We start from the raw sequence: 15,791 nt of genomic DNA on the forward strand, positions 1-15,791 counted from the left end.
GTGGTTGATGGGTACGTTGCCGGCCGAGTTGACCAGCTTCGTCGGACGCCGACGCGAGCTCGCCGACACCCGCGCCCTGCTCGCCACCGGCCGGTTGCTGACGCTGACCGGTGCGGGCGGGGTCGGCAAGACGCGCCTGGCGCTCCGGCTTGCGGCGCAAGTACGCCGTACGTTCCCCGACAGCGTCTGGTTCGTCGAGCTGGCCTCCGTCGACGATCCGGAGCTGGTGCCGAGAACCGTCAGCGCGTCGTTCGGGCTGCGCGACACCGACGACCCGGCCGCCGAGCTGGCGCGGTTCCTCCAGGACCGCAGCCTCCTGCTCGTCCTCGACAACTGCGAGCACCTGGTCCCTGCGTGTGCGGCGCTCGTCGGCCGGTTGCTCCGGGCCGCGCCCGGGATCCGTGTACTCGCGACCAGTCGTCACGTTCTCGGCGTCGAGGGCGAGCACCTGTACGCCGTACCGCCGATGCCCGTGGACGACCAGGCCGAGGACGTCGTCAAGCTCTTCGCCGATCGGGCCGTTGCCGTCGCACCCGACTTTCGCGTTGACGAAGACAACTGTTCCCGGATCGTCCAGATCTGCCGACAGTTGGACGGGATCCCGCTCGCGGTCGAGCTGGCCGCGGCCTGGCTGCGGGTGCTCGCGCTCGACGGCCTGCTGGCCCGGCTCGACGACCGGTTCTCGCTGCTCAACCGTGGTCGAAGTACGAGGGACTCCCGCCAGCAGACGCTCGAGGCAACTGTTGCCTGGAGCTACGACCTCTGCAGTCCGGAGGAACAGGAGCTCTGGGCAAGGTTGTCGGTCTTTGCCGGAGGCTTCGACCTCACGGCTGCGGAAGCAGTGTCCGACCAACCGGACGGCGTACTGGACCGGTTGGCCGGGTTGGTCGACAAGTCGATCGTCCAGTCCGAGAGTGGGACGCGCTTCCACCTGCTGGAGACCCTTCGCCAGTACGGCGCAAGCAAGCTCAAGAGCGGCGACGCCGTACGGCGAAGGCATCGCGACCACTACCTCCAACGAGCCGAGCGGTGGAGAGACGACTGGCGCCTCGGCGTCCGCCAGCTCGAGGTGCAGAGCGAGGCCCACGCCGAGCACGCGAACCTCCGATCGGCCCTGGAGTTCAGCCTTAGTACGCCCGACGAGCGCGAGGCCGGACTCCGGCTCGCCGCGTCCCTGCACTTCCACTGGCTGTTCTGCGGCCACGCCGCCAAAGGCCGGCAATGGCTCGAGCAAGCCCTCGACCTGAACCCCGAACCGAGCCGGGACCGAGCGTTGGTGCTCGGCGTCACGTCGTACGCGCTCAGTCTGCTCGGATACGCGTCGACCACCTACTCCTACGCCCGCGAGGCCGAGGCCTGGGCCCAGGAGAACGACGACCAGGACCTGCTCGCGCACACGGTGTTCCTGATCGGCTCGTACTACTTCCTGACCGGCGAGCTGGAGAAGTCGGTCCCGCTGTTCCGCGAGGCGCTCGCGACGCTGCCGAGCATCATCGGCCCATCGAGCAGTTTCGTCCGCCAGCTGCACTCCGCGCTCGCGCAGGCGGAGATCTGGCTCGGTCACCCGGAGGAGGGCCTGGCGATCGCGACCCGTGGGCTGGAGCTCTGCGACGAGTCCGGCGAGCAGTACGCCCGCAGCTCGCTGCTCTTCGCGACCGCGCTCAGCGAGTGGATGCTGAGCCGGTACGACGACGCCGCCGCGCATCTGACCGAAGGGATCCGCCTGGCGCAGCTCTTCAATGACGTCGCAGGCGCGGTGACCTGGATGGAGCTGCTCTGCTGGACCACCGCGGCCCGCGGCCGGTTCGAACGGGCGGCGGAGCTCCTCGGCGTGACCCAGAAGCTCTGGCCGATGATCGGCGGGCGGTCGATGCTGGGCTCGCTGCTGATGTCCGACGCGCACGAGACGTGCGAGCGCGACGTACTGGTTGCTCTAGGCCCTGATCGGTACGCCGCTGCGCGTGGGCGCGGGATTGCCGCGTCGAGCGAGTTCGACCAGGCCGTCACCTACGCCCTCGGCAGGGTCGCGGAGCCGGAGCCGAAGCCGGCGGCCGTCGTACGGGCTCGTGGGCCGCTCAGTGAGCGCGAGTACGAGGTCGCCGAGCTGGTCGCGGAAGGCCTGTCCAACAAGGACATCGCGCTCCGCCTGGTGATCGGCCGGCGGACAGCGGAGTCGCACGTCGTCCACATTCTCGACAAGCTCGGCTTCAGGTCTCGCAGTCAGATCGCCAGCTGGTTGACCGCGCTCAGAGGCCCTTAAGCGCCGGGGGTTCCGCGGTTGAGCCGCGGATGATCAGTTGGGTGGCGAGCTCGAGGTGCAGGGCCTCGGGGCGGTGGCCGTCGAGGACTCGCATCAGTTGGGTGACGGCGATCCGGCCCATTTCCTGCAGGGGCTGGCGGACGGTGGTGAGAGGTGGGTCGATCGCGCCGCTCAGGTCGATGTCGTCGAAGCCGGTGACCGACAGGTCGCCGGGGACGGCCAGGCCGCGTTCGCGGGCGGCGTGATAGGTGCCTACAGCAACTTTGTCGTTGAAGCAGACGACGGCGGTCGGTCGGGGGTGCTGGTCGAGCAGTTCACCGGCTGCCTCCCGCCCGTCCTCGATGGTGGGATGGACGTAACGGATCCGGTCCGGCGGCAGCAGGGTTTGGGCGGCGGCCAGCGCTGCCCGGTGGCCGACCATTCGGGCGTCTGTGGCCAGCCATTCCTCCGGGCCGGCGATCACTGCGATGTCGCGGTGGCCCAGGCCGGTGAGGTGGGCGACGACGGTGTTGGCGCCGGAGGCGTGCGCGGCCGAGACCGCTGCGATGTCCGGCGGCAAGGGCTGGCGTGGATCGACGACGACGAACGGAAAGCCCGAGCGCGACAAACCGACCAGATCGCGCGCCGACTCCGGCGGAAGGATGAGGATCGCGCCGTCGATGCCGTCCTGGTCCGGCAATCCGCCGAGTACGTCGTTGTCCTGGCCGGACTCGCCGGCGTCGAGCACCAGGCGGCGTCCGTGCAGGGCGAGCGTCTCCGCGATCGACGACACGATCAGGCCGAAGTAGTCGGTCAGCAGGTACGGGCAGCGGACGTACACCGCGCCCAGGTTCTCCGCCGGTTCGTCGCCGGCCGCGTTGTGCCGCGCCACGGCTTGCAGCACCAGATCACGGGTCCTGGGGGCGACGTTCACGCGGTCGTTCAGCACGCGCGAGACGGTGGCGATCGACACCCCGGTCTCCGCGGCGATGTCGCGCAGGGTGGCCCGGGGCTGCCGTTCGACCATCGCCGTGCCTCGACGCCCCCGCGACCCGCTCATCGGCGCAGTCTAACGGACTGTTGACGCCGTCACGGAGCTGCTGTTTCACTATGGAACAGAATTTGCAGCATGTTTCAGTTCTTGCAGTCCATGACACCTCAGATCGCCACGGGTCCTCGTGGTGATCGCCCGCCCCCGTAGGAGAGTCATGTCCTCACCCTGGAAATCACGAGTCCCTCGACGTCGGCGCGGCACCGTGCTGGCAGCGGCCGTCGCGGTAACAGCCGCCTGCCTCACGGTCCCGGTCCAGACCGCCTCGGCCGCCCCGAACGTCGCGGTCTGGCTGACCACCCCGAACAAGTCGAGCCTGCTCGGCCGGCAGGCCGACGTCAGCTTCGGCTCGGGCGGCGGCAGCGGCCCGACGATCTCGGTCAACCCGAACACGACGTACCAGTCGATGGTCGGCTTCGGTGCCTCTTTCACCGACGCCGCAGCATGGAACATCTTCAACTCGTCCCGCCGCAACGAGGTCATGAACGCGCTGTTCGACCGCGGCAACGGGATCGGCCTGAGCTTCCTGCGCCAGCCGATCGGCTCCACCGACTTCTCCCGCAACTTCTACACCTACAACGACGGCGCGGCCGACCCCAGCCTGTCGCGCTTCTCGATCGCGCACGACCAGTCGTACATCCTGCCGCTGGTCAAGCAGGCGCTCTCGCTGAACCCGGAGATCTCGGTGATGGCCACGCCGTGGAGCGCTCCGGCCTGGATGAAGGACAACAACAACCTGATCGGTGGATCGCTGAGCGACAGCCGGATCGGCGTGTACGCCGACTACCTGGTCAAGTTCACCCAGGCCTACCAGGCGGCCGGCGTACCGATCGACTACCTGAGCGTGCAGAACGAGCCGAAGTTCTCCCCGCCCGGCTACCCCGGGATGCTGATGACCGCGGGCCAGCAGAGCACCATCATCAACAACCTGGTCCCGAAGCTGCGCTCGGCCGGGCTCGACGCGCGGCTGCTCGGGTACGACCACAACTGGGACGACACGTCGTACGCGCAGACGGTCAACAACAGCGCCGGGAACAACGTCGTCGGATCGGCGTGGCACTGCTACGGCGGCAATCCGTCGGGTCAGTCGACGGTCCACAACGCCCAGCCGAACAAGGAGATCTTCTTCACCGAGTGCTCCGGTACGAAGTCCAGTGACGACGCCGCGACCTTCCGCGACTCGCTGCGCTGGCAGGGCATCAACCTGGCCGTCGGGACGACCCGGAACTGGGCCCGCAGCGTGGCGACGTGGAACCTGGCGCTGAACAATGCCAACGGTCCGGTCATCGGCAGCTGCGGCAACTGCACCGGCGTCGCGACGGTCGACGGCAACAACCTGGCGTACAACGCCGAGTACTACGTGCTAGGCCACCTGAGCAAGTTCGTCCGCCCGGGCGCGGTCCGGGTCGAGTCCACCGGGTACGGCGAGGGCGGGATCCAGAACGTTGCCTTCCGCAACCCCGACGGCACCATCGCCCTGGTCGCGATCAACAGCGGCGGCACCCAGAACTTCCAGGTCTCCTTCGGCGGCCAAACGTTCGGCTACCAACTGCCCGCCGGTGCGATGGCGACCTTCACCTGGCCGGGTTCGGGTGGCGGAAACCCGCCGACCGGCGGCACCGGCGCGATCACCGGTCTGGGCGGCAAGTGCCTCGACGTCACCGACGGCTCGACCGCGAACGGCAACCAGCCCCAGCTGTGGACCTGCACCTCGGGCCCCAATCAGCGCTGGACCGTCGGTAGCGACGGCACGGTCCGCGGTCTCGGCAAGTGCCTCGACGTGACCGGCAACGGCACCGCCGACGGCACAACGGTGCAACTGTGGGACTGCTTCGCTGGTCCGAACCAACGCTGGACAGTCTCGAACGGCACCCTGGTAAACGTTGGCAGCGGCAAGTGTCTGGACGTCCGCGGCGCAACGGCCACCGACGGCGCAAAACTCCAGATCTGGACCTGCACCGGCGCCGCCAACCAACGCTGGACAACACCGGCCTGAGCCCGTACGACGAAGAGCGGCGGTCCCGGAACCCCGGGGCCGCCGCGTTGTCAGGAAAGGTCGGCGACCGGCGTGGCCGGGTTGTTGTCGAGGGCGTTGGCCAGTTGGGGAACCAGGACGTCCAGCGCGTAGAGCAGCGCGTTCGGACCGCTGTAGGCCAGCGCGCCGGACAGCGGAGTCTTGAAGGTCGTGTACAGCGTGCGGTCGGTCTTCACCACGTCCAGGCGACCGAAGACCGGGCGCTTCAGCATCGCCGCCTTTGTCGCGCCGTTGATGAAGAGCACGTCCCGGTCGAGCAGGTCGACTCGTTCGTCGCTGATCTCGGCCTTCTCCTGCTGGGCGGCGAAGCCGAGAGCGTCGAACAACGCCCGGCGCGGATCCTTCGCGGGCAGCAGATAGTGCTGACCGTTCTCGGGGCCGAAGTCCTCCACCAGCACCTTGCCGGCGAACTCGGGATGGGCCTTCTTCGCCTCGTCCAGCTTCGCGTTCACCTTGTCCACCAGGGCCTGGGCCTCGGCCGGCTTGCCCAGCGCCTTGCCGACGGTCAGGGTCTGGACGTCCCACGGAGTCTGCTCGTCGTCGTACTGCTCGGACTGGACGACGGTCGGCGCGATCGCGCTGAGTTTGTCGTACGTCGCTTTGTCGATCGTCTCGTAGATCGCCAGGATCAGGTCGGGCCGCTGCTGGGCGATCGCCTCGAAGTCGAGCTCGGCCGAGAATGTTGTCGGGGGCTTGTCGCCGACGACGGCCTTCACCCACGGGTAGTTCGGGTACTCCTCGAACCACTCCCGCGTGCTCACCGGCACTTCGCCGAGGGCGAGCACGAAGTCCTGGTCGTTCCAGCCGGCCGTCACGATCCGCTGCGGCTTGGCCGGGATCGAGGTGGAGCCGAACTTGTGCTCGACAGTGACCGGCCAGCCCGCTCCGGTCGGGGCGTCACCGGCCGTGCCGTCGTCGTTGCTGCAACCAGCGACGACGGCCAGCAGAAGGACAGCCAGTACGGCGGTCAACCGCCGAGGGAGAGAAGACATGCAGGTAAGGTTAGCAATACCTAACTTCCACGTCAGAGATCCTTCCGGTTGAAGGACAGGGCGGCGAGGCACCAGAGCATGGCGACCCACAGGACCACCCAGGCGAGGTAGGCGGGGGAGAGGGAGGCGGGGCCGAGGAACGGGAAGGCGTTGGCGCCTTCGTCGGCGGTGAACTCGCCGAGGGCCGATGGGTCCTGAAAGGCGTGCATCGCGCCGCGCCAGAGGCCGTCGGTCGGCAGGAAGATGCGGGAGAGCGTGCCGATGCGGGCGATCGCGTCGTTGCCGAGCGAGGCGCCGATGCCGCCGACCACGCCCGCGACCCACGTCGTGCCGAAGAGGCCTACGGCAACTACTCCGGACGCCAGTGGGGACACGGCGGTGGACAGGAGCATCGCCAACGTCAGCAGGACTGTCGTCTGAGCGGCGAGGAGAGCCAGCGCTCCGGCGGGGTTGGGTGGCCAGTAGCCGGTCGTGGCGAGGACTACCAGACACTGCGCCAGACCGGCCAGTACGACGAAGCCGCTGCCGAAGACCACCAGGCCGAGCCATTTGCCGAGGAGGAAGGCGGACCGGCGTACGGGCCGGGCGAGTACGGTCAGCGCGATGCCGGACTCGGTCTCGCCGGCCAGCGTGGGGCCGGTGAGGAACGCGGTGCCCAGCGCCGCGATCAGGCTGAAGCCGAACATCACCAGGTTGAGCAGGATCGACGCCGTCAGCCGCGCCTCGCCCGAGGTGAGGTTGCCGCCGGACTCCGCGGCCAGGCGGGAGAATCCCCAGCCGGACAACGCGAGCAGCAGCACCGTAAGGATGCCCAGGGCAAGCAGTACGCGACGCCGCGAGGCTTCACGCAGGGTCAGGGCGGTGATCGTCAGGACTGTGGTCATTGGTCCGCCTTGCGCAGGATGCCGAGGAGACGTTCTTCCAGGGTGATGCGGCCCGGTTCGACGGCGTGGATCTTGACGCCCAGGGCTGCCAGGTCGCTGACCAGCGTGGGGACGGTGGCGTCGTCGTCGGCCGGAAGGGCGACGGTGATCCAGTCGCCGGACCGGTCGAGGACGGTGGTTTCGGCCAGCCGCTGCGAGGCCGCGGGCGTGACGTCGGTCAGGTGGAGCTTCAGCTCGCGTTGGCCGAGCAGCTCGGCGAGCGAGCCCGCGGCGGCGACCGTGCCGTGGTCGAGGATGACCACCCGGTCGCAGACGCGCTCGACCTCGCCGATCAGGTGCGAGTTGAGCAGTACGGCGACGTTGCGCGACTTCAGCTCGAGGACGATGTCGCGGACGTCGGCGCGGCCGAGCGGGTCGAGCGCGCTGGTCGGTTCGTCGAGGATCACGAACTCCGGCCGGGCGACGAGCGCGACCGCGAGACCGAGTCGTTGCTGCATGCCCTTGGAGAAGCCGCCGACGCGATCCTTCGACCGTTGCCCAAGGCCCACGAGTTCGAGGCATTTCTGCTGGTCGGCTTTGGATACGTCGGCGCGCGCGAGCCTGACGTGCAGGGTCAGGACTTCCGCCGCGCTCAGCCAGGGCTGGTAGCGGAAGAGCTCCGGCAGGTAGCCGACGCGTTCCCGAGCAGCCGGCTCGTGAGCCGGGCGACCGAGCAGTTGCGCCTGGCCCGCATCCGGCTGGACCAGGCCGAGCAGCATCTTGATGACCGTGGTTTTGCCGGCGCCGTTCGGCCCGAGCAGTCCGACGATCTCCCCGCGGCAGACTTCCAGCGACACATCGTCGACGGCCGTGCGCTTGCCGTACCGCTTCCGCAATCCCGAGCACTGCGCCGCGAGCTCGGTGCCCACGGCGACGTCGGCGCTCAGCGCAGGCTCCGCGCGACGTCGAGGACCTCAGCCTTGGAGAGCGAGCCGGCCACCGCGGTGACCACGCCGTCGGAGACCCACACAACTGCCGCGATCGCCTTGTCGCGTGTGGTCAGAACCGTTGCCTCGTGCCCGTTCACCTTCGCCGACGAGCTCGTCACCTGGTCGGCCGGGATCGGCAGTGGCAGCGTCGATCCGTCCGCGCTGAAGGTCTTGAGCTTCGCCGCGACGTCGGCGGGGATGCCCGGCAGCGACAGCAGATAGTCCCGCGCCGTCGCGAAATCGATCCCCGACGAGTGGGCTGTCGGCGCGATCGCGCGACCGACCAGCAGGGCCGGCAGGCCACTCGACGACTTCCACACCTGTCCGACGCCCGGGCCCGCGTCGAGGCGGATCGGCTGACCGTCGAGCGCGGCCGGGGCCTGAGGCACCTTCTTCCCGAGCGCAGCGGAGGCCTTCGCAGCCGAGTAGGTGAAGGTCACGCTCACCTTCCCACCCACCTGGTACGACGGTTCGCCGGTCACGCCGCTCGGCAGCTTGCTCACCTGCGGCACATCCAGACCCGACTGCTCCCCTGCGGCCGTCGCGTCCTTCACCTCGCGGACGCCGTCCGCGCCCGTCACCTTGACGTCGCCGTACGCGCGCAGATCCGGCAGCGCGACCAGATCCGCCGCGCTCAGGCTCACCGGCGCGACCTTCTCGGTCTGGAAGATCGGCAGCCAGTCCTTGGCCGCCGCCGTACCGGCTCCCGCCATCACCACAGCCACAGCCAGTACGGCGACCGCAGGCCGCGCGACAAGGGTCGTCAATCTCCGAGGCAGCTTCTCCATGCATTGAAGATCGCTCACTATCGATCGAATGTCAATAGATCTACGCCGCCAGCTGACCACCGCGCAGCTCGAGGGTCTGCCCCTGGAAACGGCGGGCGAGCATCCGGTCGTGCGAGACGACGATCAGCGCGCCCCGGTACGCCGACAGCGCGTTCTCCAGGTCCTCCACCAGGGCCGGGGAGAGGTGGTTGGTCGGCTCGTCCAGCAGCATCAGGTCGACCGGGCGGTGGAGCAACCGGGCGAGGTCGAGGCGGCGCAGCTGGCCGGTCGACAGCTTGCCGACCGGGGTGTGGAGGTCGTGCTGACGGAACAGGCCGAGGCCGAGGAGCGCGCCACGGTGTTCGTCCGGCGTACCGGGAAGGCCTCGGGCGTAGGCCCTGAGCAGCGACTCGTCGGGTTTCGTTATGACGGTCTGTTGCGGGAGCCAGCCGATCCGGGCCGGCCGTCGGACGTCGCCTTGGTCGGGCGCGAGATCCCCGGCCAGGACGCGGAGCAGTGTGGTCTTGCCGGCGCCGTTCGGGCCGACGATGTGCAGGCGATCGCCGGTCTTGATCTCCAGGCTGCGGACGTCGAGGCGGCCCTCGACCTTGACCTGGTGGAGATCGGCGAGCGTCCCCTTCGTGCCGCCGCCTTGGGGTTTCACCACGAACCGCATCGGCGCCGGCGGCTTCGGGACCGGGTTGTCCTCCAACCGTCGTACGCGCTCCTTGGCCTGCCGGACGCGCGCCGAGATCTGCTTCTCGACGCTGCGCTGATGACGCCCGGCCGCCTCCGCGTCGGACCGCGGCCCCGAGGCCAAAGTGGTGGCGGCCTTCCGGGCGAGATCCTTCTGCCGGGCCAGCTCCTGCAGCCACTCGTCATAATCCTGCTCCCACCGAAGCCGCGCGGTCTGGCGCGCCTGCAGGTAGCCGCTATAACCATTCCCATGCCGTACGACGACGTGCTGCTCGGCGTCGACCTCCCACAGCGCGGTCGTCACCCGCTCCAGGAAGACCCGGTCGTGGGAGACGACGACGAGGCTGCCGGGATGGTTGCGCAGCCGCTCCTCCAGCCACTCGAGCGCGGAGGCGTCGAGGTGATTGGTCGGTTCGTCGAGCAGGAGCAGCTGCGGCGCAGCGGCCAGGATGCAGGCCAGACCGAGTCGGCACTGCTCGCCGCCGGACAGTGATCCGAGCAGGCGGTCGCGTTTGATGGCAGCAAGGCCCAGCCCGTGCATGGCTGCCTCGACGCGCGCGTCGGCGGCGTAGCCATCGCGGGCCTCGAAGGCTTCCATCAGTTCGCCGTACCGATCGAGAACCGCCTCTAGATCCGCGGGCTCAGCCGCGAGCTCGCCTTCGGCCGCCCGCATCTTCGACTCCAACTCGCGCAGCTCCGCCAGCGCCTGGTCGACCGCGTCCTGAACCGTGTCACCCGGAGGCAGCTCCGGAGTCTGTGGCAGATAGCCGACCCCGCCAGGCACCTGCATCCGGACCTGCCCGCTGTCCGGCAGGTCGACGCCGGCCAGCACGCGCAGCAAGGTCGACTTCCCCGAGCCGTTCTCACCGATCACGCCGATCCGCTCGCCCAGCGCGACGGACTGGCTGATCCCGTCGAGCACGGTCCGTCCGCCCGGAGCCCGGACGACGTCGGCGAGCACGGCTTGGAAGTTGCTTGTATCCCTCATCAGATCTCACTTCTCGGTCGCAAGGACAGATGAACACCGAGAGAGGAGTCGCGACGCGGCGTGGTTCAGCGCACGAAGAAGGCACCACCGACACCGCCCGGACGCGGCAAGACAGCCGACAGCCCGCGACTCCCCGAAGGAATCAGACGAAGAAGTAGTAGTGCATCCGGAAACCGTAGCCGAGCAGGCCACTTGCCCGCGCCCTATTTACCTTCCCGCTCGGGCGGCGTCGGCGTACTGTCGAACGGTGCCACCAGGCCGTTCACGCGCCGGGATGATCGGGCGGCGAGATGAGTGTCGAGCCCTCGACGACCTCTTGGAGGGCGCCAAGGGCGGGCGCAGCGCCGCCCTCGTCCTGCGCGGCGAGGCGGGAATCGGGAAGTCCGAGCTGCTGCGGTACCTGTTCGAACGTTCCACTGGGTATCGCGCGGTGCGAGCGGCCGGCGTCCAGTCCGAGATGGAGCTGTCGCACGCCGGACTGCATCAGCTCTGCGCTCCGCTGCTCGGCGGTCTGGACCGGCTGCCGGGCCCGCAACGCGAGGCGCTCGCGACGGCGTTCGGCCTGCAGACCGGTACGGCGCCCGACCGCTTCCTCGTCGGCCTGGCGGTGCTGAGCCTCCTGGCCGATGCCGGAGGCAACCAACCGCTGGTCTGCCTGATCGACGATGCGCAGTGGCTCGACCGGGCGTCAGCGCTGGCCCTGTCGTTTGTCGCGCGCCGGCTGCACGCGGAGGCGGTCGTGCTGGTGTTCGCCGTTCGGGATCCGGCGCCGGACGAGACGCTGGCCGGTCTTCCCGAGTTGGTGGTGCAGGGACTGCCCGAGCGTAACTCCCGGGAATTGCTCGACACGGTGGTCACCGGCCCGCTCGATCAGCGGGTGCGCGATCGGATCGTTGCCGAGTCGCGCGGTAATCCGCTGGCGCTTCTCGAGTTGCCGCGCGCATCGAGTCCGGCGGAGCTTGCGGGCTTCGGGCAACCAGCCGTGCGGCCGGTGGCGTCCCAGCTCGAGCTGGAGTTCCTTCGCCGGGTCGACTCGTTGCCGGACGCAACGCGGCGGTTGATGTTCACCGCGGCGGCCGAGCCGGTGGGTGACGTGAGGTTGTTGCGGCGGGCAGCAGAGCGACTCGGCATCGATGTCGAGGCGGCCGCGCCGGGCGCGTCGGAGCTGCTGACGCTCGGTGCGCGGGTGCGCTTCCGGCATCCGCTCGTACGGTCGGCGGTCTACCGCGCCGCGTCCCCGACGGAACGGCAGCGGGCGCACGGCGCGCTCGCCGAAGCGCTCGATGCCGGCGTAGATCCCGATCGCCGGGCGTGGCATCGCGCGCAGGCGGCCGCGGGCCCTGACGAGGATGTCGCCGCGGAGCTGGAGCGTTCGGCCGAGCGCGCCCAGGCCCGGGGCGGTGTCGCCGCGGTGGCGGCGTTCCTCGAGCGCGCGGCGGAGCTGACCGAGGATCCCGTACGCCGTGCGCAGCGCGCGGTGGATGCGGCCCAGGCGAGGTTCCGGGCCGGCGCGTTCGAACCGGCGGCGGCTCTCCTGTCGACCGCTTCCGCCGGCCGTCCCGACGAGCTGACGCGCGCGCGGATCGACGTACTGCGGGCCGGAATCGCCTTCAACCAAGGCCGAGGCAAGGAGGCACCCGCGTTGTTGCTCGCCGCTGCGGGTCGGCTCGAGCAGCTCGACGTACCGACCGCGCGCGAGGTCTACCTGGAAGCGGTCTCGGCGGTGATCTTCGCCGGCCATCTGGCGCGCAACCCGGACTGGCGCGAGATGGGCGAGGCGGCCCGCGCGGCGCCGCCGGCCGAGAGGCCGCGCGCGACCGACGAGCTGCTCGACGCCCTCGCCGTACGGCTGGCCGACGGCTACGCGGCCTCGGTCCCGATGATCGAGCGGATCCTCGGACGGTTCAGCGACGAGGATGTTCCGGTCGCGGAATCGATGCGCTGGCTCCTGCTCGCAGGCGTCATCGCGGCGGACGTGTGGGACCTCGATCGCTGGCACAAGGTCACCACCCGGCACATCGCGATCATCCGCGAGGCCGGCGCCCTCGGCGAACTCCCGCTCGCCCTCGACTCGTCCGCCGTCACCCACGTCTTCGCCGGCGAACTCGCGACGGCGGCGTCGGTGATCGAGGAGGCCAGGACAGTCAGCGCCGCAATCGGTAGCAATCAGCCACCTTTCGGCGCGCTCGCGCTTGCCGCCGTACGAGGTCAGGAACGCGAGGCCCGCGAACTGATCGACGCCACCGTCTCCGAGTCCACGCTGTACGGCCAGGGACTCGGAGTCACCGTCGCGCACTACCACGACGCCGTGTTGTGCAACGGCCTCGCTCGGTACGACGAAGCCATCACGGCCGCCCGGTCGGCGGTCATCCACCCCGAAGAGTTCGGCGCCCCGCGCTGGGCCATCGCCGAACTGGTGGAAGCCGCCGTCCGAAGCGGCGCCACGGAGCTGGCCACGGACGCGTTCACCCAACTCTCGGCCGCGACCCAGCCCTGCCCGACCGACTGGTCTCTCGGTATCGAAGCCCGCTCCCGAGCGCTGGTCGCCGATGACCCAGAACCCTTCTACCGCGAGGCAATCACCCGCCTGTCGCGCACCCGCGTTCGAGTGCACCTGGCCCGATCTCACCTCCTGTACGGCGAATGGCTGGCCCAGCAATCCCGCCGTACCGACGCCCGGGAAGAGCTGACGACGGCCCACGAGATGCTCACGACGTACGGCGCCGACGCGTACGCCGAGAGAGCCCGGAGAGCCCTTCAATCCACCGGCGCCAAACTCCGCCCCCGAACTACCGCACCCGACACAGCCATGACCCCGCAGGAATCCCAGATAGCTCACCTGGCAGCCACCGGCCTCACCAACGCGGAGATCGGCACCCGACTCTTCCTCAGCCCGCACACCGTCGACTGGCACCTGCGCAAGATCTTCACCAAGCTCGGCATCACCTCACGCCGCGAGATCCCGGCCGTGCTCCCGCCGAACGCGGCCACCTTCGCCTAGCGACAGCATGACCTGCGTCACGTTGCCTGACCCGTGGCAGCCGTAGTCGTTCGACGCGTGCACCCCTCGGATGGTTGGGTTTTGACGAAATGACCACTCGGGAAGGAACTATCGTGCATTTCGTAGTCACCCGCCGCCGGGCCGCCCTCGCCCTCGGACTGGCAGGTCTGCTCGCCGCCGGAGCCACGACCGTTGTCGCGGTCAACGGGTCCGAGCCGTCGCAGGCCGCGACCCAGTCCACCGCGGGTGCGGTGTCGGCGACCCGGAAGATCACCTGCAACGACACCCCCGGCAGCAACCCGTTCTACGACAAGCCGTCCGCGTCGAAGATCTACGACGGTGCCTTCAGCAAGAGCGCGTCGCTGAAGCCGTACCTGGACAAGTACATCCCGCAGGGCATCGGCACCTGGTGGAACTGGTCCGGCAGCAAGAACCTGCTGCTGGTCGGCATGTACCACAAGGGCCAGCAGTCGATCATCGTCGGCATCGACCCGGCCACCAACAAGGTCGTCGGTTCAGTGAAGATCGCCGAGAGTCACGTCGGCGGCATCACCACCGCCCACGGCTGGGCGTTCGTCCAGGGCAGCACCAGCGGCATCCGCAAGTACAAGCTGTCCACGCTGGCCGCCGCGATGAAGAAGGGCGGCGTCCCGTACGTGAAGGCGACCGGCTCCGAGCGCAAGGTGTACGGCGCCTCGTTCCTGACCAGCTACGGCGACTCGCTGTGGGCCGGGAAGTTCAACGACAAGGGCCGCGACAAGATGTACGAGTACAAGATCAAGTCCGACGGCAGCCTGGTCACCACCCGCGGTCCGTGGGAGATCCCGACGAAGACCCAGGGTCTGCTGGTCACGAAGTCGCACTTCATCTACAGCACGTCCCTCGGCCGCGACAAGCTGAGCAACCTGTACGTCGTACGCCGCGGTACCGCGGACCTCGACAAGGCCAAGCTGAAGTGCTTCCGCGCCCCGAGCATGTCCGAAGGCCTCACCGAGTTCGGCGGCCGCGCGTACCTGGTCTTCGAGTCCGGCTCCTACGCCTACCGCGGTGACCCGAAGACGAAGAACGTGATCACCAACCTGCACAAGGCTTCGCTCTCGTCCCTCACCAAGCTGGTCTGACCTCAGCTCACCCCTCGGCAGCCTTGGCGGGCTGCTGGGGGTGGGCGTTGTCGCCGAGCAGGATCGTGCCGGCGGGTGTGATGCTGTGCATCGCCCGCCGGCTGCGGTCTGTCGTGACGAGGCCGGCCTCGCGTAGGACGCGGGCGTGCTCACTGGCCGCGCTGGCAGAGATTCCGCAGCTGCGGGCGAGGTCCGACGTACACATGTCCGTGCTCGCGAGCACGACGAGCATCGCGGCTCGTTTGCGGCCGAGCAGCTGGTCGAGCCTCGGCCGCGCGGGCTTGTCGTACGGCGTACAAGCATCGATCGGGAACACCAGCAGACTCGGCAACTGCTGCGCCCCGTCGAAGTAGTACTGCACCCCGGTCGCGAAGATCGACGGCGCGAGGACGAGACCGCGCCCGCCGGCGGGCCGTGGCTCGTGGACCGGCGGATCGCCGGGAACGTCGATGGTGATCACGGGCGAGTGCCAACGGATCCAGGGATGCAGGTTGTCGAGCATCCGACTGATTCCACCGGCCGCCAGATCCTTCATGCGATCCGCGATGAACCGCTGCGTCGCAGCCGCGCCCGCCGCAGCGACGCCGTCCCGCAGCCCGAGCTCGTGCAACTGCCGTACGCCGTCCACGAGCTCGTCGCGCGGCCGCGGGTCTTTCTCCGCCAGCCGTTCCGTCCATCGCGGCACGTGCCGCGGCAGATGCCTGATGGCAGCGTTCATCTCCAGCTCGAGCTGGTAGTACGCCGGCCCGAGCCGCCTTAGGCGCTCCAGCCCGTCGTCGAGATCCCCAGCGCCGACCGTCGGCAGGCACAGATCCACGATCTCGAACTTCGGCGACACGACCTCGAGCAACCGCCGTACCGGCCCGTTCCGCGCGACCCGCGGCGCGACTCCCTGGCGCCACTGGACCTGCCACCGCTGCACGCCGTACGGCGTAGTCGGACGCAACGTCCGCCCGGCCCACACGGTCTCGAGCACAGGCCCCGGCGGCACCAACCGAACGTTCGTCAGGTCGTCGATCTCAAGGCTGATCTGCACCACAGTCCCCTAG

The 15,791-nt window shown here is 69.2% G+C and carries 11 protein-coding genes; 4 read left to right on the top strand and 7 right to left on the bottom strand.

The annotated features are described in order from the left end of the window. Positions 1 to 7 precede the first annotated feature (7 nt). A complete protein-coding gene (locus ACYVIO_RS10700; protein WP_460650519.1) occupies positions 8 to 2,260 on the top strand; it encodes an ATP-binding protein in 2,253 nt (750 codons plus the stop codon). Here ACYVIO_RS10700 and ACYVIO_RS10705 read toward each other — a convergent pair. Then, the gene (locus ACYVIO_RS10705; RefSeq protein ID WP_460650520.1) at positions 2,247 to 3,299 is read right to left on the bottom strand and encodes a LacI family DNA-binding transcriptional regulator; all 1,053 of its coding nucleotides are present in this window, start codon (positions 3,297 to 3,299) and stop codon (positions 2,247 to 2,249) included. The genes ACYVIO_RS10700 and ACYVIO_RS10705 overlap by 14 nt on opposite strands. A 148-nt stretch (positions 3,300 to 3,447) precedes the next feature. On the opposite strand from ACYVIO_RS10705, the gene ACYVIO_RS10710 reads away from it, so the two are divergent. Next, on the top strand, positions 3,448 to 5,286 hold the full coding sequence (locus ACYVIO_RS10710; protein WP_460650521.1) for a ricin-type beta-trefoil lectin domain protein: 1,839 nt from the start codon (positions 3,448 to 3,450) through the stop codon (positions 5,284 to 5,286). Between the two features lie 50 nt (positions 5,287 to 5,336). Here ACYVIO_RS10710 and ACYVIO_RS10715 read toward each other — a convergent pair whose 3' ends face one another. Genes ACYVIO_RS10715 through abc-f form a run of 5 tightly spaced genes read right to left on the bottom strand, consistent with a single transcriptional unit; the run spans position 5,337 to position 10,620 of the window. Next, positions 5,337 to 6,317 (bottom strand): ABC transporter substrate-binding protein, encoded by a 981-nt coding sequence (locus ACYVIO_RS10715; protein ID WP_460650522.1) that lies wholly within the window; start codon positions 6,315 to 6,317, stop codon positions 5,337 to 5,339. 32 nt (positions 6,318 to 6,349) lie between these two features. Continuing rightward, the gene (locus ACYVIO_RS10720; protein WP_460650523.1) at positions 6,350 to 7,201 is read right to left on the bottom strand and encodes an ABC transporter permease; all 852 of its coding nucleotides are present in this window, start codon (positions 7,199 to 7,201) and stop codon (positions 6,350 to 6,352) included. Beyond that, a complete protein-coding gene (locus tag ACYVIO_RS10725; RefSeq protein WP_460650524.1) occupies positions 7,198 to 8,109 on the bottom strand; it encodes an ABC transporter ATP-binding protein in 912 nt (303 codons plus the stop codon). The genes ACYVIO_RS10720 and ACYVIO_RS10725 overlap by 4 nt, the downstream gene beginning before the upstream one ends. A gap of 14 nt (positions 8,110 to 8,123) precedes the next feature. Continuing rightward, positions 8,124 to 8,957 (bottom strand): hypothetical protein, encoded by an 834-nt coding sequence (locus ACYVIO_RS10730; protein WP_460650525.1) that lies wholly within the window; start codon positions 8,955 to 8,957, stop codon positions 8,124 to 8,126. A gap of 40 nt (positions 8,958 to 8,997) precedes the next feature. Continuing rightward, positions 8,998 to 10,620 carry a ribosomal protection-like ABC-F family protein gene (gene abc-f, locus ACYVIO_RS10735; RefSeq protein ID WP_460650526.1) on the bottom strand — a complete coding sequence of 541 codons (1,623 nt, stop codon included), beginning with the start codon at positions 10,618 to 10,620 and terminating at the stop codon, positions 8,998 to 9,000. A gap of 247 nt (positions 10,621 to 10,867) precedes the next feature. On the opposite strand from abc-f, the gene ACYVIO_RS10740 reads away from it, so the two are divergent. Together ACYVIO_RS10740 and ACYVIO_RS10745 are read left to right on the top strand one after the other, a co-directional pair. Continuing rightward, positions 10,868 to 13,621, top strand: coding sequence for a helix-turn-helix transcriptional regulator (locus ACYVIO_RS10740; RefSeq protein ID WP_460650527.1), 2,754 nt, complete (start codon positions 10,868 to 10,870; stop codon positions 13,619 to 13,621). 113 nt (positions 13,622 to 13,734) lie between these two features. After that, the gene (locus ACYVIO_RS10745) at positions 13,735 to 14,742 is read left to right on the top strand and encodes a hypothetical protein (RefSeq protein ID WP_460650528.1); all 1,008 of its coding nucleotides are present in this window, start codon (positions 13,735 to 13,737) and stop codon (positions 14,740 to 14,742) included. Positions 14,743 to 14,749: 7 nt separating this feature from the next. Here ACYVIO_RS10745 and ACYVIO_RS10750 read toward each other — a convergent pair whose 3' ends face one another. Continuing rightward, positions 14,750 to 15,778, bottom strand: a complete 1,029-nt coding sequence (locus tag ACYVIO_RS10750) for an ArsR/SmtB family transcription factor (protein ID WP_460650529.1) — start codon at positions 15,776 to 15,778, stop codon at positions 14,750 to 14,752. Positions 15,779 to 15,791: the final 13 nt, after the last annotated feature.

This window comes from Kribbella endophytica, from assembly GCF_054781295.1.